16 protein-coding genes are annotated in these 24,455 nt (G+C 54.5%); 5 read left to right on the top strand and 11 right to left on the bottom strand.

All coding sequences use genetic code 11. The features are described from left to right. Positions 1–1,302 (bottom strand): 3-isopropylmalate dehydratase large subunit, encoded by a 1,302-nt coding sequence (locus tag GN242_RS19200; RefSeq protein WP_154754315.1) that lies wholly within the window; start codon positions 1,300–1,302, stop codon positions 1–3. Between the two features lie 136 nt (positions 1,303–1,438). Between GN242_RS19200 and GN242_RS19205 the strand changes: the two genes are divergently transcribed. Next, positions 1,439–2,329, top strand: a complete 891-nt coding sequence (locus GN242_RS19205) for a LysR family transcriptional regulator (protein ID WP_154754284.1) — start codon at positions 1,439–1,441, stop codon at positions 2,327–2,329. Positions 2,330–2,554: 225 nt separating this feature from the next. Here GN242_RS19205 and GN242_RS19210 read toward each other — a convergent pair whose 3' ends face one another. Next, positions 2,555–3,334, bottom strand: coding sequence for an L-threonylcarbamoyladenylate synthase (locus GN242_RS19210; protein WP_154754283.1), 780 nt, complete (start codon positions 3,332–3,334; stop codon positions 2,555–2,557). A 139-nt stretch (positions 3,335–3,473) separates the two neighbouring features. Beyond that, the gene (locus GN242_RS19215; RefSeq protein WP_154754282.1) at positions 3,474–4,541 is read right to left on the bottom strand and encodes an SDR family oxidoreductase; all 1,068 of its coding nucleotides are present in this window, start codon (positions 4,539–4,541) and stop codon (positions 3,474–3,476) included. Between the two features lie 95 nt (positions 4,542–4,636). On the opposite strand from GN242_RS19215, the gene GN242_RS19220 reads away from it, so the two are divergent. Further along, entirely contained in the window at positions 4,637–5,545 is a 909-nt protein-coding gene (locus GN242_RS19220; RefSeq protein WP_154754281.1) for a LysR family transcriptional regulator, read from the top strand. Positions 5,546–5,633: 88 nt separating this feature from the next. On the opposite strand, the gene GN242_RS19225 is transcribed toward GN242_RS19220, so the two are convergent. The 4 genes from GN242_RS19225 to GN242_RS19240 all read right to left on the bottom strand — a co-directional run bounded on the left by GN242_RS19225 (position 5,634) and on the right by GN242_RS19240 (position 12,211). Beyond that, positions 5,634–6,950, bottom strand: a complete 1,317-nt coding sequence (locus GN242_RS19225; RefSeq protein ID WP_156288047.1) for a cytochrome c — start codon at positions 6,948–6,950, stop codon at positions 5,634–5,636. 10 nt (positions 6,951–6,960) lie between these two features. Further along, positions 6,961–8,745 (bottom strand): GMC family oxidoreductase, encoded by a 1,785-nt coding sequence (locus GN242_RS19230; RefSeq protein WP_154754279.1) that lies wholly within the window; start codon positions 8,743–8,745, stop codon positions 6,961–6,963. A 2-nt stretch (positions 8,746–8,747) separates the two neighbouring features. Continuing rightward, complete coding sequence (locus tag GN242_RS19235; protein ID WP_154754278.1) at positions 8,748–9,485, bottom strand: gluconate 2-dehydrogenase subunit 3 family protein; 738 nt, start codon at positions 9,483–9,485, stop codon at positions 8,748–8,750. 263 nt (positions 9,486–9,748) lie between these two features. Continuing rightward, the gene (locus GN242_RS19240; protein ID WP_154754277.1) at positions 9,749–12,211 is read right to left on the bottom strand and encodes a sensor domain-containing protein; all 2,463 of its coding nucleotides are present in this window, start codon (positions 12,209–12,211) and stop codon (positions 9,749–9,751) included. A gap of 443 nt (positions 12,212–12,654) precedes the next feature. Here GN242_RS19240 and sbmA point away from each other — a divergent pair, with 443 nt between their 5' ends. Then, complete coding sequence (gene sbmA, locus GN242_RS19245) at positions 12,655–13,887, top strand: peptide antibiotic transporter SbmA (protein WP_154754276.1); 1,233 nt, start codon at positions 12,655–12,657, stop codon at positions 13,885–13,887. Between the two features lie 39 nt (positions 13,888–13,926). On the opposite strand, the gene GN242_RS19250 is transcribed toward sbmA, so the two are convergent. Further along, a complete protein-coding gene (locus tag GN242_RS19250; protein WP_156288048.1) occupies positions 13,927–15,570 on the bottom strand; it encodes a dihydroxyacetone kinase subunit DhaK in 1,644 nt (547 codons plus the stop codon). A 597-nt stretch (positions 15,571–16,167) separates the two neighbouring features. Here GN242_RS19250 and leuA point away from each other — a divergent pair. Continuing rightward, positions 16,168–17,841: a 2-isopropylmalate synthase gene (leuA, locus tag GN242_RS19255; RefSeq protein ID WP_154754274.1), complete on the top strand. Its 1,674-nt coding sequence runs from the start codon at positions 16,168–16,170 to the stop codon at positions 17,839–17,841. On the opposite strand, the gene GN242_RS19260 is transcribed toward leuA, so the two are convergent. From GN242_RS19260 to gltP, 3 genes are all read right to left on the bottom strand, one after another. Beyond that, positions 17,817–18,587: an AraC family transcriptional regulator gene (locus GN242_RS19260; RefSeq protein ID WP_154754273.1), complete on the bottom strand. Its 771-nt coding sequence runs from the start codon at positions 18,585–18,587 to the stop codon at positions 17,817–17,819. The genes leuA and GN242_RS19260 overlap by 25 nt on opposite strands. Before the next feature lie 105 nt (positions 18,588–18,692). Further along, entirely contained in the window at positions 18,693–20,237 is a 1,545-nt protein-coding gene (locus GN242_RS19265; RefSeq protein WP_154754272.1) for a methyl-accepting chemotaxis protein, read from the bottom strand. Positions 20,238–20,616: 379 nt separating this feature from the next. Beyond that, the gene (gltP, locus tag GN242_RS19270) at positions 20,617–21,918 is read right to left on the bottom strand and encodes a glutamate/aspartate:proton symporter GltP (RefSeq protein ID WP_154754271.1); all 1,302 of its coding nucleotides are present in this window, start codon (positions 21,916–21,918) and stop codon (positions 20,617–20,619) included. 522 nt (positions 21,919–22,440) lie between these two features. Between gltP and acs the strand changes: the two genes are divergently transcribed. Then, a complete protein-coding gene (gene acs / locus GN242_RS19275) occupies positions 22,441–24,396 on the top strand; it encodes an acetate--CoA ligase (protein WP_154754270.1) in 1,956 nt (651 codons plus the stop codon). The last annotated feature ends 59 nt before the right edge of the window (positions 24,397–24,455 follow it).

Below are 24,455 nucleotides of genomic sequence, written 5' to 3' on the forward strand. Positions count from 1 at the left end.
TTACACCCCAAGGTCTGCCGGATTGGTTATTTCGCCGGTGACCGCCGCCGCAGCTACCGCATAAGGAGATGCCAGATAGATAGTGGCGCGCTTATGCCCCATACGCCCGACAAAGTTACGGTTGGTGGTGGAGATCACTGACAGCGGTTGATTAACGCGGCCAAAAGTATCAGCCGGGCCACCGCAGCAGGCCGCACAGCCCGCTTCTGAAGAAAGCCGGACGCCCGCGTCAGTGAGGATCTGATACACCGACTGCCCGTCAATCTGCGTGGTAATCAGGCGATGAAACACCTCTTTGGTGGCCGGAACTGCAAAAGTGGGAATGATCACCTTACGCCCTTTAATGACCTGCGCGGCGGCCACAAAATCCGCCAGCTTGCCGCCGGTACAGGAACCAATATAGGCCTGGGAAATGGCAATATTTTTCAGCGTATCAATCGATACCACGTTATCCGGTGAGTGCGGTTTTGCCACCAGCGGCTGCATTGCCGTGACATCGAACTCAACCACGCGACTGTATTCAGCATCGCTATCGGCGGTGACTACGCTGAAGGGAATTTCGGTGCGCTGCGCCAGATAGTCGAGGGTCGCCGGGTTAGGCACCATAATGCCGTTCTTGGCACCGCACTCCACCACCATATTGCACATCGTCATACGCTCCTCGACGGACAGGGCATCCACCACGCTGCCGCCAAACTCAATGGCTTCATAGGTCGCCCCGTCCACCGTCAGCTCTGCAAGCAGCGCGAGGATCAGATCTTTAGCCTGCACATGATTTGGCAGCACCCCGTGATAGTTAACCCGCAGGGTCGTCGGCACTTTCAGCGGGATCTCCCCCGTGCCCAGCGCATAGGCCGCATCCGTTATCCCCAACCCGATAGCAAAACAGCCAAACGCCCCGGCGGTAACCGTATGGGAATCGGTGCCCAGTAATACCTCGCCGGGCCGGGTATGCCCGCCCTCTGCCAGACCAATATGGCAAACGCCTTTATACTGCGGGGTACCGACATCGTAGAAATATTTAATCTGCTGCTCTGTGGCAAATTCGCGCATAACGCGGATATTCTGATTCGCCTGCGGATCGGCGGAATAGACGAAGTGATCCGGAATCATAATAAAACGCTCTGCATCCCAGACCTTTGCCTGCACACCGAATTCTTTTTTAAATACGCTGGCAACGCCCGGCGTACAGGGATCGTGCGACATTAATATATCAACCTTCGCCCACACTATTTCTCCAGGCGTAACCGTTTCCCGCCCGCTGGCACGAGCAAGTATTTTCTGACTGATTGTCTGGCCCATTAAATAGATTCTCTGCGTAATAAAGTTACCGGTAGATGAATGAATCTCAATAACCATAGCGCTTTTCACTGCGCGGTAAACGCGGAATATGCTAGTATCCTCGATTGTTTCCCCCTAAAAACAATCCGGGATAATAATGAGCGATTTTGAAAACCTGCACGGAATGATTATTTTTGCCAAGGTGGTGGAGACATTAAGCTATACCGAAGCGGCGAAAGCGCTGGGGCTGGCAAAATCGTCGGTGAGTAAAGAGATTTCAGCGCTGGAAGTTCGCCTCGGGGCCAGGCTGCTGCAACGCACCACCCGGCGTATTCAGGTAACCGAAGTCGGTATGACCTATTACCACTATTGTTACCGGATCCTGCATGAAGTAAAAAGCGCCGATCTGTTTATCCGCCAGTTCCACGAAGAGCCAACCGGCAGTCTGCGCGTGGTGGCTCCGGTAACGTTTGGCTGCCAGTGTATTGTCCCGGCGCTCAATCATTTTGTCGCGAGTAATATTCACGTCAGCGTGGATCTCGACCTGACCGATCGCCCGGTTAATCTGGAAGATGATGGCTTTGATATCGCCATTGCTATCACCCGCGAGCTGCCGGAACATCGCCAGTATCGCCCGTTGATGGATATCGCCTGGGGGCTGTATGCCGCCCCTGACTATCTGAAAAACATCGGTACAATAGCCAGCCCGGACGATCTTCCTCGCCATGATTTCATTCTTTTTCGCGGCCCGGCCCACACCATTTCATTGCCGTTTCGTAAAGAGAAGCAGAAAAAAGATATTGAAGTCCGCAGCCGGTTTCGCGCCAATAACAGTATCGCGCTGCTCAACTCGGCAATGGCACAAACCGGAATTGCCTATCTGCCAAACTATATTACCCAGGAAGCGGTAGCACGCGGCGACCTGGTGCAGATATTACCTGAATGGGAGATGGATATTTATAAATCATATGTACTGGTGAAGAGTGATAACTTTATTTCACCACGCGTAAGATTGTTTATCGAGGATTTGCAGAAGGCGTTAAAATAAACTGGCCGGGCATGCCCGGCCACTACACAGATCGAGAGTGAATTTATCTGATTAATTTTGATTAGAGATAATATAACAAAAATTCACTCTACAGCATTTACCCTAAATAACTGGCGTTACAGCAAGGCGGCAAGTGTATAAATCCCCGGGAGCTTACATCGGTAAGTGACCGGGGTGAATACATGCAGCCAACGCAGCTGTAGCGTCAGGGATGACGGGTAAAGGTTAGTAGTAGTTGCCGTGACGATAATCCCAGGTAGTAAAGATATCTGACATGATCGACATAATCTTATCCACATCCAGGCCTTTACGGATCAGTACCGGGCATGGCGTGATACTGCGTTCGCCTTTCTGCTCTGGGATCAGTTTGCCGTTTTCGTCGACCATTGCGACCATCACACCCTGCTCATAACGGGTCTTTTCTGACTCATTTGGCTGGATTGATTTCACGTAGTCATTGGCGGCGATAATCAGGTCGGCGTGCTGCTCGATGCGGTCACCAATGCCTTCTACCAGGCCACGGTTGCCTTTGCCTGACGGGTTAGCAGAGCTGGCGAAGGAGAATTTACCGTGGTTTTCCCACAGCTCTTTCGCCAGAATTTCCCCTGGTACGCCGAACTTGATAACGAAGCAGCTGGTCTGACGGCGATCCATCATCAGCTCTTTAGAGCCGTCTTCAGGGATACGCGCTACTGCTTCTTCTTTCCACGGCAGGATGCAGCCTAACAAAATGTCTTTGTCCCAGTGCTGCTGATACAGCTCTTCGATTTCCGGGTTCATCTGCGCCAGCTCTTTCAGCTGCTCCAGAGAACCACACAGCACCACGCCCGGCTTATTACGGTTACGTTGCTTGGCGTCAAACTTGCGCTCCAGACCTTTGGCATCCGAAGTCATGATGATATAGCCCACTTTGGTCGGGCAGACGATCATGCCGCCGTTAGCAGACAGGGTCTTCACGGCTTCCGGCTGTAAGCCACCATTCCAGTTAACAACTTTATCGTTCATAGCAGTACCTTTCGTTCGGATTCGGTTCAAATTGAGTGGGTGATTACCCGTTGAAACCATCCTGCCACAGCCAGTTTTTAGCGCAACAATAAACATCAATAAGCCGGGATTGTTTCCCACAGGAAACAACCGTTGATTTTTAGCGCGGGATCAGTTTTGCCGCTTTCAGCCGGTCGAACAGCTCAAAGAACGCTTCCCGGGTGGGCTGGTAGCCGGTAAATCCGGCCTTGCGGCTTTTGCTGACGTCGGTAAAGACTTCCATCGGGCGGCCGAGATCTGCATCCGTGTGCCACCAGGAAGCCAGCTTAGTGATATCGCTCTCTTTCAGGCCGTACTGCTGTGCTATGCCCTGCCACTGCTGTGCAGCATTGTTCATACGCCCTTCCAGCGGCTGCTCTTCATCCGGGAATGGCGCAGCTTCAAGACCAAAGTATGCGGCGATCTCGCCCCACATCCACTGCCAGCGGAACACGTCGCCGTTAACCACATTGTAGTCCTGGTTTTGCGCTGACGGCGTGGTAGCGGCCCAGATCAGCTGATCCGCCAGCAGGCGGGCATCGGTCATATCGCTCACCCCCTGCCACTGTGCTTTTGAGCCAGGAAAAACAAACGGCTGGCCGCTCTCTTTACACAGCGATGCATACACTGCCAGCGTCTGGCCCATATTCATGGCATTCCCTACGGCAAAGCCAATCACCGTGTGCGGGCGATGTACGCTCCAGGTACAGCCGTATTTCTCTGCGGCGGCAAACACTTCATCTTCCTGCGCGTAATAGAAATTTTCCACCGGCTGGCGTCCCTGCTCCTCGCGGAACGGCGTAACGGGCACGCTGCCTTTACCGTAGGCATCAAACGGACCGAGGTAGTGCTTCAACCCGGTGATCAGCGCCACATGGCCGCCTTTAAGGGTGTCACCCAGCGCATCCAGCACGTTACGCACCATCGCGCCGTTAACACGGATATTCTCTTTTTCATTCTCCTGACGCGCCCAGGCGCTGAAGAAGACTTTATCGACTACCACCTCGTTTAGCGCCGCCTGAACGGACTGATCATCGGTCAGGTCTGCCGTCAGCGATATCACGCCGTCAGCCACCGGCGTACGGCCACGTGACAGGCCATAAACCTGCCAACCCTGCGCCAGCAGGCGCTCCGCCAGTGCACTACCGGTGACGCCGCTGACGCCTACAATCAAAGCTCGTTGTTGCATAAATCTCTCCTGTTCAGTGAATACCTTTAGCTTAATAGAGAATTTTATTCTCATCTCAGGTATAAATTCACAGCATTAATGAACAGGAGGAACGAATGTCCGTATCTGAAGATCGTCTTAAAGGGATTACCGGCTTCGTTGCCACGGTGGAGTGCGGTAATTTTACCGCCGCCGCTGAACGGCTGCATCTGACCAGTTCTGCCGTCAGTAAAAGCGTGGCCCGGCTGGAGGCGCGCCTGGGTTCGCGGCTGTTTGAACGCACCACCCGCAGCCTGACGCTGACCGATGCCGGACAGGCCTACTACGATACCTGCACCCGCGTGTTGAGCGAACTGGCGGAGGCCGAGTCAGTGCTGGCCGCCCAGCGTACCATTCCCGTAGGTCGCCTGCGTGTGGCGGTGCCGCATACCTTTGGCCGCCTGCATGTGATGCCGCTGCTTAATCATTTCTGCCAGCAGCACCCGGATATGCAGCTAAACCTGTCGTTCTCTGACCGCTTTGTCGATCTGTTTGAGGAGGGTGTGGATGTGGCCGTACGCATTGGCGGGCCGGGCAATTATCCCCCCTCGCTGGCGGTGCGCTATCTCGGCTGTGAACGGCTGATTTTCTGCGCCTCTCCGGATTACCTGGCGCAGCACGGTACGCCGCAGTCGTTAGAGGAGCTGGAGCAGCACCGGGCGATTGTATACGACCGTATCGATGGCAGCACCAGCCCCTGGCATGTCACCTCGCCGGATGGCCGGGTTACCACACGCACCGTGCCCCATCGAATGGCGCTGGGTGATGGTGAAGCGCAACGTGCAGCGGTTATGGCAGGGCTGGGTGTGGCACAGATGGCGACATGGCTGATGGAAGAACAGCTGACGCGCGGTGAACTGGTGCCATTTTTGCCTGAGCTGACGGTGCCGGGGCTGCCGCTGTATGTGGTGTGGCCGCGCAGAAAGCAGCTGACGCCGAAAGTTGACGCACTGCTGGGTGCACTGGATGCGCTGAGAATTGAATAAGCAGAAGAGATAAAAACAGGAGAGTAACGGGCTGGCGGATGAAAGCGGGCGCGGCACCAGCGATTAAGCCAGCACCACGCCTCTCTTATTACGGCGTCAACTTCTCCACATCAACATTACCCTGCTGATGTACCACCGCTTCATCCTTACGGATTTTGGCCACGTCGCTGGCTGACACCTCAGAGGTTGCCGTATTGCCCCAGCTGGTGCGGATAAAGTTCACCACATCGGCCACCTGCTGGTCATTCAGCCGCCAGCCAAAAGCAGGCATGGTAATGGCAGAAGGCGCGCCTTTCATGCCCGGCAGCTGTGCGCCGCTCAGAACAATATGGATCAGCGATGTCGGATCGGAGGCGAGTACCACCGGGTTGCCGCGCAGTTCCGGGAAGAAACGCTGATAGCCGCTGCCGTCGGTTTTATGACAGGCCGCGCAGCTATCCACATATACCGACGCTCCGGTTTTGCTGTCATCACCTTTCCACAGCGCTTTTGCCACCGTATCATCCGGCGTAAAGCCAACCTGATTCGGATCTTTAGCACCAAGCGACTTGAGATAACGCGCGATGGCCGTAGCATCTTCTGCCGTCAGATGTTGCAGGCTGTGCTGCACCACGTCGGTCATGCCACCGAATACCGCCGTATGATCGTTGCGTCCCATACGCAGGAACTGCACCAGATCATCTTCGCTCCAGCGGCCCAGGCCATCACGCCCGTCGCCACGCAGATTGCTGGCAGTCCAGCCGTCAATCGGCGCACTGCTGCCGGAAAGGAAGTCACTGCCCTCATCGTTATTAAGCGCTTTTTCCTGCATGGTAATGCTGCGAGGGGTATGGCAGGCACCGCAGTGGCCCAGCCCCTCCACCAGATACTGACCGCGTGCCAGCACCGCATCCTGCCCTTTAACCGGCTGGAAGGCTTTGACGTCCGGCGCAAAAATGCCGCGCCAGATTGCCAGCGGCCAGCGCATCGACAGAGGCCAGGGAATATCGCTCTCCTGATTCGCCTGATCGACCGGCTTCACACCGTGCATAAAGTAAGCGTACAGCGCCTGCATATCCTCATCGCTGACGACCGCATAAGAGGGATACGGCATTGCCGGATAGAGCGTATCGCCGTTTTTTGCCACGCCGTGGCGCACCGCTTTCTGGAAGTCGTCATAGCTGTAGCCGCCAATGCCGCTCTGCTTATCCGGAGTGATATTGGTGGAGTAGATAGTGCCAATTGGTGTTGCCATCGGCAGGCCGCCCGCAAACGGCTCACCGCCCGCTTTGGTGTGGCAGGCCACACAGTCACCGGCACGTGCCAGGTACTCACCGCGCTTAACCTGCGGGTCAGCACTCTCTTCTGCGGCAGCGTTAAACGCCACCATGCCCAGTAACAGGGCAGGAAGAATGATCTTGTTCATCTGCTTATCCTTATGCCTGCACCAGTGGACCCGGGTTTTTCAGGTACTGTTCACGAATCGCTTTCGCTGACCAGTAAGTCAGCGCCGCTACCATGCCGGTTGGGTTATAACCCAGCCCCTGCGGGAAAGCAGATGCTCCGGGAACAAACACGTTAGGCACATCCCAGCTCTGCAAATAGCGGTTAATGGCGCTGGTTTTAGGATCTTCGCCCATGATCGCCCCACCGTTCATATGAGTGGTCTGGTACACGGTGGTATCAAAGTGGGTACCCGCAGTTTTTGGCGAACCGCTGATCAGCTTAGGATTCATCGCTTCGGCAATTTTATGCATGCGGCCATGCATAAACTGCGACATCTTGATGTCGTTATCCTGCCAGTCAAAGGTCATACGCAGCAGCGGCTGGCCGTGGATATCCTTGTAGTTCGGATCAAGATCGAGGTAGTTATTGCGATAAGACTGGTGTGCGCCGTGAGCATCCATCGATACATGGTGGGTGTAGTGATCCGCCACCGCCGCCTTCCACTTGCTGCCCCAGTTCGGGGTGCCCGGAGGCGTTGGCAGGCCAGAAATCGGCTTCACGCCCGCCTGGTTAACCCACATCGGCGAACCGCCAACAAAACCATATTTGGCATGGTCGAAATTATCAGCGTTGAAGTCATCGACCCCCACACCGGCCCCACCCGCACCAATAAAGTTGTTGGTGAACACATCCTTATCGAAGAAGGCTTTGATGGTAGAGATATTCTGGTAGGCAAAGTTACGCCCGACGGTACCTTCGTTGGTCACCGGATCGTACGGCTTACCAATGCCGGAAAGCAGCATCAGGTGCACATTATGGAACTGGAAGGCCGAGAGGATCACCAGATCCGCAGGCTGTACGTGCTCACGACCCAGCGCATCCACATAGGTCACACCAGTGGCGCGTTTCTTATCGTCGGTGAGGTTAACGCGCAGCACGCAGGCGTTATTTCGCAGTTCAAACTTCGCTTCCTGGCGCAGCGCAGGCAGAATATTCACGTTCGGCGAGGCTTTGGAGTACATATAGCAGGCATAACCGCTGCAATAACCGCAGAAATTGCACGGCCCCATCTGCGCGCCGTAGGTATTAGTATACGGGCCTGAGGTATTGGCGGATGGCAGATCGTAAGGGTGATAGCCGATACTTTCCGCCGCCTGGGCAAACAGCTGCGCCGAATAAGTACGCTTTTGCGCGGGCAGCGGGAAATCGCCGGAGCGATCCGGGGCAAACGGATTACCTTTACCGCCCTGTCCCACCACTTTGCCTTTGACGCTCCAGGCGGAACCAGAGGTGCCGAACACGCGCTCGGCCTGGTCGAAGAACGGCTCCAGCTCATCGTAGGTGACGCCGAAATCCTGGATGGTCATGCCGTCCGGGATAAAGTTTTTACCGTAGCGCTCTTCGTAGTGGCTGCGCATACGCAGTTCGATCGGGTCTACGCGGAAGTGCACGCCAGACCAGTGCAGGCCAGCGCCGCCGGTACCGGTACCGGGCAGGAATGCCGCCAGCTGACGGTAAGGCTGCGCGGTCTGCGCGGCGTTATGACGGATGGTCACGGTGCTTTTGGAGAGATCCTGGAACAGCTTTTTACGGATGTTATAGGTCAGCTCATCAATTACCTGCGGATAAGCACCGTCCGGGTAAGTATCACGATGCGGCCCGCGCTCCAGCGCCACCACATTCAGACCCGCTTCGGTCAGCTCTTTCGCCATAATCGCTCCGGCCCAGCCGAAACCAACGATTACCGCATCCACTTTTTTCTGTTCGTTTGCCATGGTTATGCTCTTTCCCCGCGAATTGATACCGGCGGCAGCGTGTACTGTTCGCCGCGCTCTACCCAGTCCATAAAGTCGGCGCGTGCGCCAGGGAAGTTGATCAGCTGCCAGCCCACCATCCCCTGATTACCGCCGTGGATGGGGTCGCTGAAGAAGCCTTCGCGGGTATTCTGTAACAGGAAGGAGAAGAATGTTTTCGCCGGGAGCTGAGGCAGTTCGACGCTGCCAGCTTCCAGAGCCTGGAGCAGCGCGTCCTGCTGTTCGCCGCTCAACTGCGCGAACACCTTGCCATGCTGCTGTTTTGCCAGCGCATCGGCATCGGCAAGGCCAAGGCGGTAGATCTCACGCGGGGTGAGCGGCAGCTGATAGCCCAGCGCTTTATCCGCATCCGGATGGAACGGCCCCTGCATATACCAGTTGCTGCCGGTGGCGTACGGGGTGTTCATCTGGCGATCGATATACTCCGGCACACCCGCTTCCAGTGCACCCGGGCCGCGTTCATCAGCGGGGATCAGCCGCGCTGCTGCCGCCTGAAGGAAGGCGTACTCTTCCGGGGTAAACCAGGTGGGCTGATAGTCGCGCGCCTTCTGCGGGCCTGCGGGAGCGGTGTCTTTCGTCGCAGCGGAAGCGGATGCCGTCAACGATCCCAGCCCGGCGGAGCCAAGAGCCATCGCCGGGGCGAGAGTGATAGTTTTCAGCAGAAAATCCCTGCGTGTACTGCCTGTTTTTTGCTCTGACATGACATTGCCTTCTCAAACGTTCGCGAGCGCGATCGTAAAAATGGGGGGTCGGATGAGTTTTTAGTCATATTTATTGTAGGGGTAATTTATTGTTCCGGCGGATGATGGTTATTATTGTTACCGGTAACAGCGATGCATACTGTAACAGTAATACGCACAGCATGTGAGGGGATAGAAACAAAAAGGCACAATTTCATTAACAATTTACGTAACAGGCAGGGATGCGCAGGCGGCAGGGGTCGGGCATACCCGACCCGGTAAGGCTAAAACTGTTGTAAACGGCTCTCCGACGGCTGCGGGCGACCAAAGAAGTAACCCTGGAAAAGAGTACAACCCTCCGCTTTCAGCTGCTCGAACTGCTCGTTGCTCTCGACTCCTTCGGCGGTGATCTGAATATCCAGACTGCGGCTCATCCCGGTGATGGCGCGGATAATCGCCATCGCTTCGCGGCTGTCATGCATATCATTAATGAACGATCTGTCGATTTTGATTTTATCGAAGGGGAATGAGCGCAGGTAACTGAGCGACGAGTAACCCGTACCGAAATCATCCAGCGCGATACGTACGCCTAATGCCTTAAGATTTTTCAGAATATGGATGTTCACCAGCGTGTTATCCAGCAGGACGGATTCGGTGATCTCCACCTCCAGCCGGTGCGGTGCCAGGCCGGAATCCTTCAGCGCAGCTTCCACCACCGATACCAGAGCGCTGTTTTTAAACTGCAAGGGCGACAGGTTGACCGCCACACTCTGATCCCCCGCCCAGGACGCGGCCTCACGGCAGGCTTCATACAGCGCAAAGGCACCAAGGCTGTGGATCAGTCCGGTCTCTTCAGCGATAGGAATAAATTCCAACGGCATAATCAGGCCTTTTTCCGGATGATGCCAGCGCATCAACGCCTCATAGCCGATAATCTCACGGTGCAGATTATTGGTGATTGGCTGGTAATAGAGCTTCAGCTGACGACAGGTGATCGCATCACGCAGATCCCTTTCAATTATGCGGCGCTTCTGTGCCATATCGCCCATCGCATCGGTAAAGTATTCGAAGCGGTTGCGCCCGTTGCGTTTGGCTTCGTACAAAGCCATATCGGCACGACGCAGCAGTTCGTCCGGCGTGGTCATTCCGCTGTCGGCCATCGCAATACCAATACTCAGCCCGACAGAGAGGTTGTGGCCATCCACGCTGAACGGCGGGCGAATGGTCTCAATCAAACGGCTGGCGACCACTTCCGCCTCCTGTTGATGGCTCAGGCCGGGCAGCACAATTGAGAACTCATCGCCACCGCTGCGGGCCAGCGTGTCGTGATCGCGCAGTACGGTACGCAGACGCACCGCCACCGAACGCAGCAGCTCATCCCCCACCTGGTGGCCCAGCGCATCGTTAACGTTTTTGAAATTATCCAGGTCAAGGCCCAGGGTTGCCGTTTTGCGTCGTGCATCGCGATCCTCGCGCAGTGCCTGGGTCAGGCGCTGACTGAACAGCGCCCGGTTTGGCAGGCTGGTGAGATTATCGTGGTGTGCCATATGGTGGATACGCGCATCGGCAGCACGCTGATCGGTAACATCATCGGCAATCAGCAGCACATAGTTGTGGTGTTCGTCATTGCCGCGAATAATCGACGCGCTGGCGTTGATAATGCGCTCACCGCCCGGAGTAACCAGCAGCCGCTCGTTACGCTGCATCCCCTCTTTACGCTGCGCGCTATCTGAGAGCTGCATAAAATACTCGCCCATCTCTGCCGTCATACATTCGGGCGCACGTTTGCCAATAAAATCGCGCTGCGTGCCGCCCAGCAGCTGTTCTGCTTTATTGTTAATCAGCAGGATTTCGCGGGAAACCACGTCTTCAACGATCACGCAGGAAGGGATATTGGCAATAATGGTATCGAGAAATTTCGACAGCGAGGCCATTTTTTCGCTGTTCTGTTCGGCCAGATCTTTAGACAGCAGGATCTGCTGCTCATACTCCCGCAGTTCGGTACAGTCGCGAGTGATCTTGGCAAACCCGATCAGCTCACCGCGATCGTTATGGATCGCATCGATCACCACATGCGCCCAAAAGGCGCTGCCATCTTTGCGATAGCGCCAGCCGTAATCCTCAAAACGCCCGGTAGTGCTGGCAATGGCCAGGTTGGTCTCCGGCAGCTGTACCAGACGATCCTGTGCACTGTAAAAGCAGGAGAAGTGCTTACCGACAATCTCTTCAGCGGTATAGCCTTTGGCACGGCGGGCACCGGTGTTCCAGTTCACCACCTTGCCGTGCGGATCAAGCATATAGATGGCGTAATCTTTTACCCCCTCGACCAGTACGCGGAATGTCTGCTCACGCTCGTGCTTTTCGCGCTGCATACGTCGCTGTTCGGTGCAGTCGCGGGTAATTTTGGCATAGCCGAGCAGCTTACCGTTATCATCATGGACGGCGTCAATCACCACATGCGCCCAGAAAGCGCTGCCGTCTTTACGGTAACGCCAGTTTTGCTCTTCGAAGCGCCCGGTACGACAGGCTGTTTTCAGGTTGTGTTCAGGTCGCTTGTTTAAACGATCCTGTGGACTGTAGAAACAGCCGAAGTGCTTACCCACTATCTCTTCTGGTTGATATCCTTTGGCACGCTGCGCGCCCGGATTCCAGTTAGCGACAGTTCCTTCAGGCGTCAGCATATAGATTGCGTAATCAGCTACGCTTTGTACCAGCAGCCGGTACATAACATCAGAGTTTTCTTTCATTATTATTTTCGCCTGAGCGCCAGCGGTCATTTTCCTATAAAGGCAATGACTGTCAGCGCCGCAAAACGCCAATAGCTGGCGTATAATATACCGCTCCCGGTGTACCGTGGGCAGCGGGATCCTGTCTTTCTGTGTGCTAAAACCACACGGGTATAAACCGAAAACATTAATCAATTCAAGCAATTTAAAACAATCTACTGCTGTTCATTGATCATTATCGGCTTTGGTTAAAAAACATTCATCACTAATTTTTATCAGACCACGCTATATAACATAAATTTAAAGCTAAATTTGTCATTTCACATGCAGAAAATAAAGATTTCAGCCCAATTAACCGCAGCATATACGTTAAAAAATAACCCGGACATTAATAGATACAACCGTAATGAGATTCCTCACAGTCGATCGCGGTATAAACACCAGACATTGACAGCGGAGTACCTATGTTTAAATCTTTCTTCCCCAGGCCCGGGCTGTTCTTCAGCAGCGTGGCGATCTGGAGCCTGTTAGCGGTGGTATTCTGGTTTGGCTATGCCGATAGCAGATTAGCTCATCTGATGATCCATTTATCATGGCTGCCTCCCGGCGCGTTGCCGAACAATGCACTGCGTTTTATTTCACCCGCTGAACTGGGGTTCTACAGCTATTATCTGCTGGCGACGCTGCTGTTTGCCGGGTTTTGGTTTTTCTTAAGCCCGCATCCCTGGCAGCGCTGGTCAATACTTGGCAGTGCGCTGATTATCTTTGTTACCTGGTTTTCGGTGCAGGTGGGCGTGGCGATCAACAGCTGGTATGAGCCGTTCTATGACCTGATACAGAAAGCGATGGCGCACCCGAATACAATTCAGATTTCAGCTTTTTATAGCCAGATAAAGGGGTTTCTCAGCATTGCATTAATTGCCGTGGTGATTGACGTACTGAATCTGTTTTTTATCAGCCACTATGTATTTCGCTGGCGTACGGCGATGAACGGCTACTATATGGCGTACTGGTCGCGTCTGCGCCATATTGAGGGGGCTGCGCAGCGTGTGCAGGAAGACACCATGCGCTTCGCCTCCACGCTGGAGGATATGGGCGTCAGGCTGATTGATGCGGTAATGACGCTAATCGCCTTTTTACCGGTGCTGGTGGCGCTCTCTGTACATGTGAAAACCGTACCAATCCTCGGCGAAATTCCTTATGCGCTGGTGATTGCGGCGGTGGCATGGTCGCTGCTGGGTACCGGTCTGCTGGCGGTGGTCGGCATTAAACTACCTGGATTGTCGTTTCGCAATCAGCGGGTGGAAGCGGCCTATCGTAAAGAGCTGGTCTACGGCGAGGATGATGCGCAGCGTGCCAGTCCGCCGCTGGTGCGTGACCTGTTCAGCCGGGTGCGAAAGAACTATTTCCGCCTCTACTTTCACTATCTCTACTTCAATATTGCGCGCATTTTCTATCTGCAACTGGACGCGGTATTCAGTATTTTTGTGCTGTTCCCCTCGATTATTACCGGGGCGATTACCCTCGGCCTGCTGACCCAGATAACCAATGTCTTCGACCAGGTGCGCGGGGCTTTTCAGTATCTGATCAATGCATGGACCACGCTGGTGGAGCTGATGTCGATCTACAAACGTCTGCGCAGCTTTGAACAGGCGCTGGACGATCACCAGCAGCCAGAAACGGAAGTGATTGTGTAAAGCGGGATGAGCGCGGAGATCCCGCGCTCATTCTGGTATTTAACGCCCGGCGAGTGCGGCAAAGACCTTTTCTACCGCGCAGGCACCGGGATCTTTGACCCCGTCCAGGCTATCCTGGTTGAGATAGGAAGATCGTCCGGCACCGGCGCTGCGCATGGTGCTGGTGCTGTCGGCCCCCTGCCTGGCCGCAGCGGCAACCGCCGTAAGATCGTCACCGTTCAGCAGCGCGGCAAATGCTGGCTGCAAGGCATCAATCATTGTCCGGTCACCCACCTTCGCTCCACCATAATGCTGCATGCGCTCCAGCCCGGCGGTCAGCGCCTGTGCCAGCGAAACTCCCTGCGCCAGCTGCTGCCCGGCGGTGGTGAACATAATCGACATCAGCACCCCGCTGGACCCGCCCATAATAGTTGCCAGCTTATCGCCCACGACCGTCAGCAGCGCCTCTGGCTGATTCAGCGGCAGCTGATGTGCTTCGCTCGCCTCCAGTACGCTACGTGCACCCGCCGCAAAGGTGGAGCCGGTATCGCCATCACCAACCTTAGCATCAAGCTGATTCAGCTCACTCTCCAGTCCGATAAGCGTCTGACAGACGGTAGCAATAATGGCAGCCGCCTGCGCATTGTCAGAAGGGGCGTAAGACTCCAGCTGCTGCGCGGTTTTAGCCGGGATCTCCGTCAAGGTTGCAGGCGCAATGGCCGGACACCAGCCGCTGACCTCCACCGGTGCCAGCAGCGCTGTTTCCAGCTCTGGATCCAGCTGCATAACGGAGAGCGAGAAGCCTTTCATATCCAGCGCGCTGACCAGCGTCGCCGGGCCAACCAGCAGCTTCACCTGCTGACCCAGCGCCGAATGCAGGGTTTCACGCACCAGCACCGCCATCTCCAGCGCTGAGAAGCCGCCCAGGTTATTGACCATCAGCGCCACGGGCTGCTGGTTACCTTTCGCGGTAAGTTGCTTTACCAGCTCTGCCACGCTCTCACGGCTGTTTTGCGTTTTCAGCGTCGATGCGCCCGGCTCACCGTGAATACCCATACCCAATTCGCTGCACCCTTCCGGCACGCGATGATCATCGCGCGTTTCGCCGGGTACATGACAGGTGGTAAAGGCCAGACCAATGGAGGAGGTCGCATCAATGGCCTGCTGGGCCAGTGCGGCTACCTGCGCCAGAGAGTGCCCCTGTTCCGCAGCGTAGCCAGCCACTTTATGCACCAGCGCTGTGCCGGCAATTCCTCGCGGCTGCGGGTTGTCCGGCAGGGCGATATCATCGCGCACCATCACCATTTCCACCTGATAGCCAAGGCCACGGGCTTTTTCTGCCGCCAGGCCGAAGTTCAGACGGTCGCCGGTGTAGTTTTTCACGATCAGCAGGCAGCCCGCTTCTCCGGTGACATTGATAATCGCGTGCAGTACCGCATCTACGCTGGGTGATGCAAAGATATCGCCGCACACTGCTGCGGTGAGCATACCTTTACCAACAAAACCAATATGGGCAGGTTCATGGCCGGAGCCGCCGCCGGAAATCAGCGCAACACGCGATTTATCCCAGTCATTGCGCACCACAACGCGCATCTGCGCTCCCAGCGCCAGACGACCAAGATTATGATGGGGAGTACTGAGAAGGGCGCCTTCTATCGCTTCGTTTACCACATGCTGCTTCTGATTCATAAAAAACTGACTCATTGTGCCTTCCTTGTTATTAACGAATGTAGTTACTCGTTCGAGTAATAAATGATAGCTGACATCAGCGTGCTTACCTGGTGATATTTAAAATTAGTCCTGTTCAGTAGAATCTCAAAAGCTCAGAGAAGTTTAGCTTTATGAGGAAAATCGTAAAAACAATAAAGCAAGCTATTGAAATACAATGATTTTAATATTATGTTAACTTTTATATACTAATTAATACTTTTACCTAAGATTAAAATGAAATTGCCGTATCAATCACGTTTTTTATTAAAAAAGGTGTTTTATGGGCAAAAGCATAAAAAGTACATCGACAATACGCTCAACAATAATATAATCATCAATCTTTGATTTATTAAGCCAAACGAGTTGTTAAAATCCGACTCTCTCATACTATTTTTTTGGCAGAAATTACTGCCTGATTGACACTCAGTTATCACGCCAACACCAGGGCGTCGAAAGGAGCAGTTTTCATCCTCTGCTCCTTTTTTTTCTTCTTTTTTTGTCACTTTTCCAGTGGTTGTTGTCAGTTTTGCGCCAGCCACACGGCGCTTTCGTATCGCAGAATAGGGCTTCATCTTCCAGGGAGCCTGACCCATGTTGCAACAACCAGCTAATAAGTATCACCCCTTTCCCCCCGTTTCACTGAGCGATCGCCAGTGGCCTGCTCGCACGCTGACTTCGGCTCCACGCTGGCTATCTACCGATCTGCGCGACGGTAACCAGTCACTGGCCGAACCGATGGATGCAGCACGTAAAAAAATATTCTGGCAGCTGCTGGTACAGTGTGGCTTTAAAGAAATTGAGGTGGCGTTTCCATCAGCGTCACAGACCGATTTCAATTTTGTGCGTGAACTGATTGAAGAGGGGATGATCCCTGATGATGTGACGATTCAGGTGCTGACTCAGGCAAGGGCCGATCTGATCGATCGCACATTTGCTGCCCTTGAGGGAGCAAAGCAGGCCTGCATACATCTCTATAACGCCACCGCGCCGGTGTTTCGCCGTCTGGTGTTTCGTCAGAGCCGCGAGCAGATCATTGAACTGGCGGTGAACGCCACCAGGCTGATACGCCAGCGCTGCGAAGAGCAGCCGCAAACGCTCTGGACATTTGAATACTCACCAGAAACCTTCTGCTTTACCGAAGCGGACTTTGCGCTGGAAATCTGTGAAGCAGTGGCTGCGGTATGGCAGCCCTGCGCGCAGCGGCCGATGATTATCAACCTGCCTGCTACAGTGGAAGTGAGCACACCTAACGTCTATGCCGACCAGATCGAATACTTCTGCCGTCACTTTTCTCAGCGCCCGCAGGTGTGTATCAGCGTGCATCCGCATAATGATCGTGGCACCGGGATTGCCGCCGCCGAACTGGCACTGCTGGCCGGAGCAGATCGCGTTGAAGGCTGCCTGTTTGGTAACGGCGAACGCACCGGCAATGTCGATCTGGTGACGATGGCGCTCAACTTTTATACCCAGGGCATCCATCCGCAGCTCGATTTCAGCCAGATGAAGCAGGTGGTCGACGTGGTGGAACAGTGCAATCAGCTGCCGGTGCATCCGCGCCATCCCTATGCCGGAGAGCTGGTATTTACCGCTTTTTCCGGCTCCCACCAGGATGCGATTAAAAAAGGTTTTGCCGCGCGTCAGCAGCAGCAGGATCAACGCTGGGAAGTGCCTTATCTGCCTCTCGATCCGGCGGATATTGGCTGTAGCTACGAAGCGGTGATCCGTGTTAACAGTCAGTCAGGCAAGAGCGGTGCCGCCTGGATGATTGAACAGAATCATGGCCTCAGCCTGCCGCGCGCCCTGCAACAGGATTTCAGCCAGCAGGTGCAGCAGGTTGCTGACAGGGAAAACCGTGAGATGACCCAGACCGCCATCTGGCAGCTGTTCCGCCGGGTGTATGGCATTGAAGCCCCGCATCTCCAGCTGGGAGAGTACCGCAGCGAAAGCGACAGCCGGGGAGAGCTGCGCTTTGACGCAGGTATTGAACAGGGCGATAAGCACTACAGCATCAGCGGACGCGGAAATGGCCTGCTGTCGGCGGCGGCAGATGCGCTGCGTAAGACGCTGGATCTCTCTTTTACCATTCAGGATTATCACGAACACACCCTCGGCCAGCGCAGCGACAGCCGTTCTGTCACCTATTTGCGCTGTATTTTCGCCGGTAACCGTAGCGCATGGGGAGTGGGCATCGACAGCGATGTGTCGCGCGCTTCATTGCAGGCATTGTTAAACGCCGTTGCTCAGGGGCGATCGGAGGGAAAATAGTCGCTGGGGGCCACGCCGAGGATGCGGCGGAACATGGCGCTAAAGGCGCTCTGGCTCTCATAACCCAGCTCCAGTGACACCGTCAGCACTGAGTCCCCCCGCGCCAGGCGCGTCAGGGCTTCCATCAGCCTGGCGCGCCGCACCCAGTCGCTGAATTGCAGGCCCGTTTCCTGATAAAAATGACGGGCCAGCGTGCGGCTGCTGACGTTGATACGCCGGGCGCTGTTTTCCAGCGTCCAGCTCTCCCCGGGTGCTGAACGCAGCGCCTGACACAGCCCCACCAGCGCATCACTCTGAGGCTCCGGCAGGCTGAATGGCAGCTCGGCCATCACCCGGATCTCATCCAGGATGAGTTCATAGATACGTTCAGCACGGCTGGCAGGGGCATAGCTTTCCGGCAGGTCGAGGGCGTTAACGATCAGCTCACGCAGCAGCGGTGAAACCTGCACCACCTGACAGCTGGCGGGCAGGTCGGCGCGTGCCAGCGGATCGATAAATAGCGTGCGTGCCGCCACGGCTCCGGTCATCTGCAAAGCATGTTTCACCCCGGCAGGCAGCCAGACACCGCGCCCCGGCGGTACAATCCAGTGTCCCAGCGGCGTCTCTACCCGTACCACCCCGGTCAGCGTATGCACCAGCTGCGCACAGTTGTGGTGATGCAGCGGTTCGACGTCACCATGGCGGTAATCATGGGAAAAAGGCACCAGCGGACGGTGAGCAAAACAGAAGTCGAGGATGGCTGACATAGGATTCTCACAGAGTGAAGAATCCGCAGCATATCAAAGGAGCGAGGGGGAAAACCATCAGCATAAGCGCCCTGCATGAGCGCCCCTGCCGATGGGGGGAAGGACTCAACGAAACACGCTAATCGCCTCAACCAGACGGATAGCCTGGCGCGTCATACGCCCGGAAGCCTGCGCGCCCTCTTCAACCTTCGCAGCGTTCTGATGGGTGATGTTATCCAGATCTTCTACCGCAAGGCTGATTTCGCTGATGGCGATCGCCTGCTCCGCTGTGGCCGCGCTGATCTGCGCGATTAGCGAGGTGACGTTTTGTACCTGAGAGACGATGCTCTCGATAGTTTGACCCGCTTCATTAACGTGCAGCGTACCGGATTTCACCTTGTCGGTACTGCTCTCTACCAGCATTTTAATCTCGCTGGCGGCCTTGGCGCTGCGCTGGGCCAGGCTACGTACTTCCCCTGCCACTACGGCAAATCCTTTCCCCTGCTCTCCGGCGCGGGCCGCTTCCACTGCGGCATTCAGCGCCAGGATATTGGTCTGGAAAGCGATACCGTCAATCACGCTGGTGATATTGGCAATTTTTTTCGAGCTGTCGGTAATCTCCGCCATCATCTTGACCATATCGTTCATCGCTTCGCCGCCCTGCTCTGCTGCACTGCTGGTACTGATCGACAGGCTTTTCACTTCTGCTGCGGACTGCGTATTACTCTTCACCGTGGCCGTCAATTCGTTCATGGTCGCGGCAGTTTGCTGGACGTTAGCAGCGGCCTGTTCAGTGCGGCGGCTCAGTTCACTGTTGCCCTGTGCAATCGAGTCACTGGCGCTGAGAACATTAATTGCCTGGCCGCTGACATCATCCACCAGCCAGCGGAACATCAGCCCCAGCTGACCAATAGCGCGCAGCGTGGTACCGACTTCATCCACACGATCAATCTGCTCAACTTTATGATCGGCCCCGGTCGCCACGCGCAGCGCCTGCTGGCAAACTCGCTCAATCGGCCGTGAAATCTGCATCTCCAGCCAGGCAGAGGCCAGCAGCAGCAGCAGCGCCATCCCCGCAGCAAACATTCCCAGCGCCCCATAACTCAGCCCCAGCGCCCAAACGCCGAGCGTGGCCAGCGGCAGCAGTGCAATCAGAGCGCTGCGGATACGCCAGCGCAGCGGCAGTGTTTTAAACACCGACTTCCAGGCCATCAGTCCGGTGCGCAGAATCAGCCCTTTATGGAATCGTTTACCTTTTGCCCGGCCTTCGCTGAAATCTTTATACAGACGCTCGGCAGCCTGGATCTCCTGCTGATCCGGCTTGGTTCGTACCGACATATAACCCTGCACATTGCCATCACGTATTACCGGAATAGCATTGGCACGCACCCAGTAATGGTCACCATCTTTACGGCGGTTTTTGACCAGTGCCGTCCAGGGTTCTCCTTTTCCCAGCGTCGCCCACATATCAGCAAAAGCTTCGGGCGGCATATCAGGATGGCGCACAATATTATGCGGCTGACCGTTGATTTCATCGGGGGTAAAGCCGCTGACTTCTATAAAAGCATCGTTGGCATAGGTGATATGGCCGATGGTATCGGTGGTAGACATCAGGGTGGCATTATCGTCAAAAACATATTCTTGCTGGGTAACGGGAAAATTGTTGCGCATAGATTCAATCCTTTAATGGATCAACGAGAGTTGCATCAGGAAAACTAGTAACGTTTTTTTATATTTTCGGCGCGAAACAGTGGATCTTTAGCAGGGTTTATGCAAATTACGTGATCGAGGCAACAAAGCTTGTAACACAGGCGGGTAAAGCTTATCAGTGACTAAATGACGCCGAAAAAACGCATAAAGCCCCTTTTCTTTGTAAGTCATTACTCTTTAGAGGAAATTTATGATACTGCCGTTACATCGTAGTCAAGCCGCTGTCAGGCAGGTGGGCAGAAACGGCGTAATGTTAAAAAGAGAATGGAGAATAGAGGAAGGAATTTACCGGCAGAGTTAATCGGGCTGGTGGTCAGAGCCACCACCAGCCCGCAGATTATCAGGCAGAAGTCTGGGTTTTTAGCTGTGATTCATAGGCCACGGCCTGTTCAGCATCAAACTGGTTTTCCCATTTGGCAATCACCAGCACCGCCAGCGCATTACCGACCACGTTCAGCGCCGTACGCGCCATATCGAGGATGCGGTCAACACCCGCGATAAACGCCAGCCCTTCTAACGGAATCCCTACGCTGCCAAGGGTTGCCAGCAGCACCACAAACGAAACGCCCGGCACGCCCGCAATCCCTTTTGAGGTTACCATCAGCGTCAGCACCAGCACGATTTCCTGCCCTAAAGAGAGATCAATGCCGTACAGCTGGGCGATAAAGATCGCCGCGATGCTCTGATAGAGAGTAGAACCGTCGAGGTTAAACGAGTAGCCGGTCGGCACCACAAAGCTGGTGATCGACTTTGGCGCACCGTACGCCTCCATCTTCTCCATAATACGCGGCAGCACGGTTTCCGAACTGGCGGTAGAGAAAGAGAGGATCAGTTCATCTTTCAGGATACGCATCAGGGTAGTGATACGCAGCTTACAGATGCGTGCCACTGCGCCCAGAATCACCAGTGCAAAGAAGGCAATAGCAACGTATACCAGCACCACCAGTTTAGCCAGCGGCACCAGGGAGGCGAAGCCGAAGTTAGCCACGGTGACCGAAATCAGCGCAAACACCCCGATCGGCGCATAGCGCATAATCATATTGGTGACTTTAAACATCGCTTCTGAAGTCGAACGGAACACTTTGACCAGCGGATCGCGGTGTTCAGACGGCAGAGAAGAGAGGCCCAGGCCAAACAGCACCGAGAAGAAGATAATCGGCAGCATGTCGCCCTTAGCAATCGCCGCAAAGATATTCTGCGGGATCAGCGACAGGATAGTGGCAACCAGACTGTGCGGCTGCCCCTGCACCTGCGCCGTTGTGGCTTCATACTTAGAGATGTCCACCGTTGCCAGCGTCGACATATCAATGCCGGAGCCGGGTTGAAACACGTTCGCCAGAGTAATACCTGTCACAATGGCAATGGTGGTAATCACTTCAAAATAGACGATGGTTTTAACACCAATACGCCCGAGTTTTTTAGCATCCCCGACGCCAGCAATACCAACAATCAGTGTGGAAATCACTATGGGTACGACGATCATTTTGATCAGATGGATAAAGATATCACCCGCAGGGCTGAGAACGTTGATGACTAACCATTCACGATTCTCTGGCTGATTATGCAATATTGCACCAAAGGTGATCCCCAGAACCAACGCAATCAATATTTGCCAGGCCAGGCTGACTTTTACTGCTTTCATAACGTATCTTTTCCTTAACAAAACCTGCTTTCCGCGTAATGCATGCGGAGTGAATAACACTCAAGGGAGGCTGACCGGGATCGGGCAATTCGCAGGTATAGGATGGTTGAAACCTGTTTTAAAGGCGCGTAATCAGTACCATTTTCAACGGCCTGAATGCAACCCTACGCGAGATGTGGCTACTTTAAGATCGACCGGCAGGATAAAGAACTATTTCCCCCTTGATAAAATAACCCCTTGTAATAATTAGAAATATCTCCGTCAGTAAAAGCATATCTATGCAATAAATTGTCTCTTTCCCGCAGAAACAAAATGGTCTATGTGCGCTTTTTTTGCGCAACATGTCGTGCGTATCTCACCGATTAAGAGCATAAAAGAATATCTTTAAGGCAGAGGGAACCCCCTCTTTCATCACATTCCGTTATGGCGTGATCTGCCGCGCAAAAAGAAAACAAAGCTAAACCAACATCTTCACTTAACCTTTGATTGACATATTATTAACAATCTTCAAGGAGGCCAGCTATGAGCCAATCACATACGTACCCGGTTCCCGCGAACATTGCGGAAAATACCCTGATCAATGCCCAACAGTACCCATCGATGTACCAAAAATCCGTACAGGATCCCGATGTGTTCTGGGGGGAACAAGGCAAAATCCTGGACTGGATTAAACCTTACACGGTGGTGAAGAATACCTCTTTTGCCCCTGGTAATATCTCTATTCGCTGGTTTGAAGATGGCACGCTAAATCTGGCAGCCAACTGCCTTGATCGTCACCTGCAAACCCGTGGCGATCATCCGGCAATTATCTGGGAAGGTGATGACAGCAGTGAAAGCAAAACCATTACCTATCGTGAATTGCACCGCGACGTCTGCCGCTTTGCCAACACCTTAAAAGAACTCGGCATTAATAAAGGCGATGTGGTGGCTATCTATATGCCTATGGTGCCGGAGGCTGCCGTTGCCATGCTGGCCTGTGCGCGCATTGGTGCCGTGCATTCAGTGATCTTTGGCGGCTTTTCGCCGGAGGCAGTCGCCGGACGTATTATCGACTGTAACGCCCGACTGGTGATCACCGCCGATGAAGGTGTACGCGCCGGACGCGCTATCCCGCTGAAGAAAAACGTGGATGACGCGCTGAAAAATCCGGGCGTCACCAGCGTGGGTAACGTCGTGGTGTTTCGTCGCACCGGTAAAGAGGTAGCATGGAACAACACGCGCGATCTCTGGTGGCATGAACTGATCAACAAAGCCAGCGCCCACCATCAACCTGAAGAGGTAGGTGCGGAAGATCCGCTGTTTATCCTTTATACCTCCGGTTCCACCGGCAAGCCGAAAGGCGTACTGCATACCACCGGCGGCTACCTGGTGTATGCCGCAACCACCTTTAAGTATGTGTTTGACTATCACCCGGACGATGTTTACTGGTGTACCGCTGACGTCGGCTGGGTAACCGGTCACAGCTATCTGCTGTACGGCCCGCTGGCCTGCGGAGCGACGACACTGATGTTTGAAGGGGTGCCAAACTGGCCAAAACCAAGCCGTATGGCGGAAGTGGTCGACAAACATAAAGTCACCATTCTCTATACTGCGCCGACGGCAATCCGTGCGCTGATGGCCGAGGGTGATAAAGCGATTGAGGGTACCGATCGTTCCACTCTGCGTATTCTGGGATCGGTCGGCGAGCCGATTAACCCCGAAGCCTGGGAGTGGTTCCACAAGAAAATTGGTAACGGTCGCTGCCCGATTGTCGATACCTGGTGGCAGACGGAAACCGGCGGTTTTATGCTGACGCCTCTCCCCGGTGCCACACCGTTGAAACCTGGTTCAGCCACTAATCCGTTCTTCGGCGTACAGCCTGCGCTGGTCGATAACGAAGGAAATGTGCTGGAGGGAGCCACTGAAGGTAACCTGGTGATTGTCGACTCCTGGCCGGGGCAGGCGCGAACGCTGTATGGCGATCACGAGCGTTTTGAGCAGACCTATTTCTCAACCTTTAAAAACCAGTATTTCAGCGGTGATGGTGCACGCCGTGATGAGGACGGTTATTACTGGATTACCGGGCGCGTTGATGACGTGCTGAACGTATCCGGCCACCGCCTGGGAACCGCAGAGATTGAATCTGCGCTGGTATCGCATCCATTAATTGCTGAAGCAGCGGTAGTGGGCATCCCGCACAGTATGAAAGGTCAGGCAATTTATGCCTATATCACCTTAAACCACGGTGAGGAGCCATCGCCGGAGCTGTATACCGAAGTACGCAACTGGGTGCGGAAAGAGATCGGCCCGATTGCCACCCCGGATGTGCTGCACTGGACGGACTCGTTGCCGAAAACGCGCTCCGGTAAAATCATGCGCCGTATTCTGCGCAAAATTGCCGCTGGCGATACCACTAACCTTGGTGATACTTCAACCCTGGCCGATCCAGGTGTCGTGGAAAAATTACTCGAAGAAAAGCAGTTGATTAAAATGCCGTAACTCAACAGGGGCCTCTGTGCCCCTGGTTTTCTCTCTTAAATAATAAACCTGCCGCAGAG

Origin of the sequence: Erwinia sorbitola (genome assembly GCF_009738185.1) — a bacterium.
In the GTDB taxonomy this organism is placed as follows: Bacteria; Pseudomonadota; Gammaproteobacteria; order Enterobacterales; family Enterobacteriaceae; genus Erwinia; species Erwinia sorbitola.

Bases quoted from the DNA above. Each gene is read 5' to 3' on its own strand.
- GN242_RS19200 (WP_154754315.1), bottom strand. From the start codon at position 1,302: ATGGGCCAGACAATCAGTCAGAAAATACTTGCTCGTGCCAGCGGGCGG.
- GN242_RS19205 (WP_154754284.1), top strand. From the start codon at position 1,439: ATGAGCGATTTTGAAAACCTGCACGGAATGATTATTTTTGCCAAGGTG.
- GN242_RS19210 (WP_154754283.1), bottom strand. From the start codon at position 3,334: ATGAACGATAAAGTTGTTAACTGGAATGGTGGCTTACAGCCGGAAGCC.
- GN242_RS19215 (WP_154754282.1), bottom strand. From the start codon at position 4,541: ATGCAACAACGAGCTTTGATTGTAGGCGTCAGCGGCGTCACCGGTAGT.
- GN242_RS19220 (WP_154754281.1), top strand. From the start codon at position 4,637: ATGTCCGTATCTGAAGATCGTCTTAAAGGGATTACCGGCTTCGTTGCC.
- GN242_RS19225 (WP_156288047.1), bottom strand. From the start codon at position 6,950: ATGAACAAGATCATTCTTCCTGCCCTGTTACTGGGCATGGTGGCGTTT.
- GN242_RS19230 (WP_154754279.1), bottom strand. From the start codon at position 8,745: ATGGCAAACGAACAGAAAAAAGTGGATGCGGTAATCGTTGGTTTCGGC.
- GN242_RS19235 (WP_154754278.1), bottom strand. From the start codon at position 9,485: ATGTCAGAGCAAAAAACAGGCAGTACACGCAGGGATTTTCTGCTGAAA.
- GN242_RS19240 (WP_154754277.1), bottom strand. From the start codon at position 12,211: ATGAAAGAAAACTCTGATGTTATGTACCGGCTGCTGGTACAAAGCGTA.
- sbmA (WP_154754276.1), top strand. From the start codon at position 12,655: ATGTTTAAATCTTTCTTCCCCAGGCCCGGGCTGTTCTTCAGCAGCGTG.
- GN242_RS19250 (WP_156288048.1), bottom strand. From the start codon at position 15,570: ATGAGTCAGTTTTTTATGAATCAGAAGCAGCATGTGGTAAACGAAGCG.
- leuA (WP_154754274.1), top strand. From the start codon at position 16,168: ATGTTGCAACAACCAGCTAATAAGTATCACCCCTTTCCCCCCGTTTCA.
- GN242_RS19260 (WP_154754273.1), bottom strand. From the start codon at position 18,587: ATGTCAGCCATCCTCGACTTCTGTTTTGCTCACCGTCCGCTGGTGCCT.
- GN242_RS19265 (WP_154754272.1), bottom strand. From the start codon at position 20,237: ATGCGCAACAATTTTCCCGTTACCCAGCAAGAATATGTTTTTGACGAT.
- gltP (WP_154754271.1), bottom strand. From the start codon at position 21,918: ATGAAAGCAGTAAAAGTCAGCCTGGCCTGGCAAATATTGATTGCGTTG.
- acs (WP_154754270.1), top strand. From the start codon at position 22,441: ATGAGCCAATCACATACGTACCCGGTTCCCGCGAACATTGCGGAAAAT.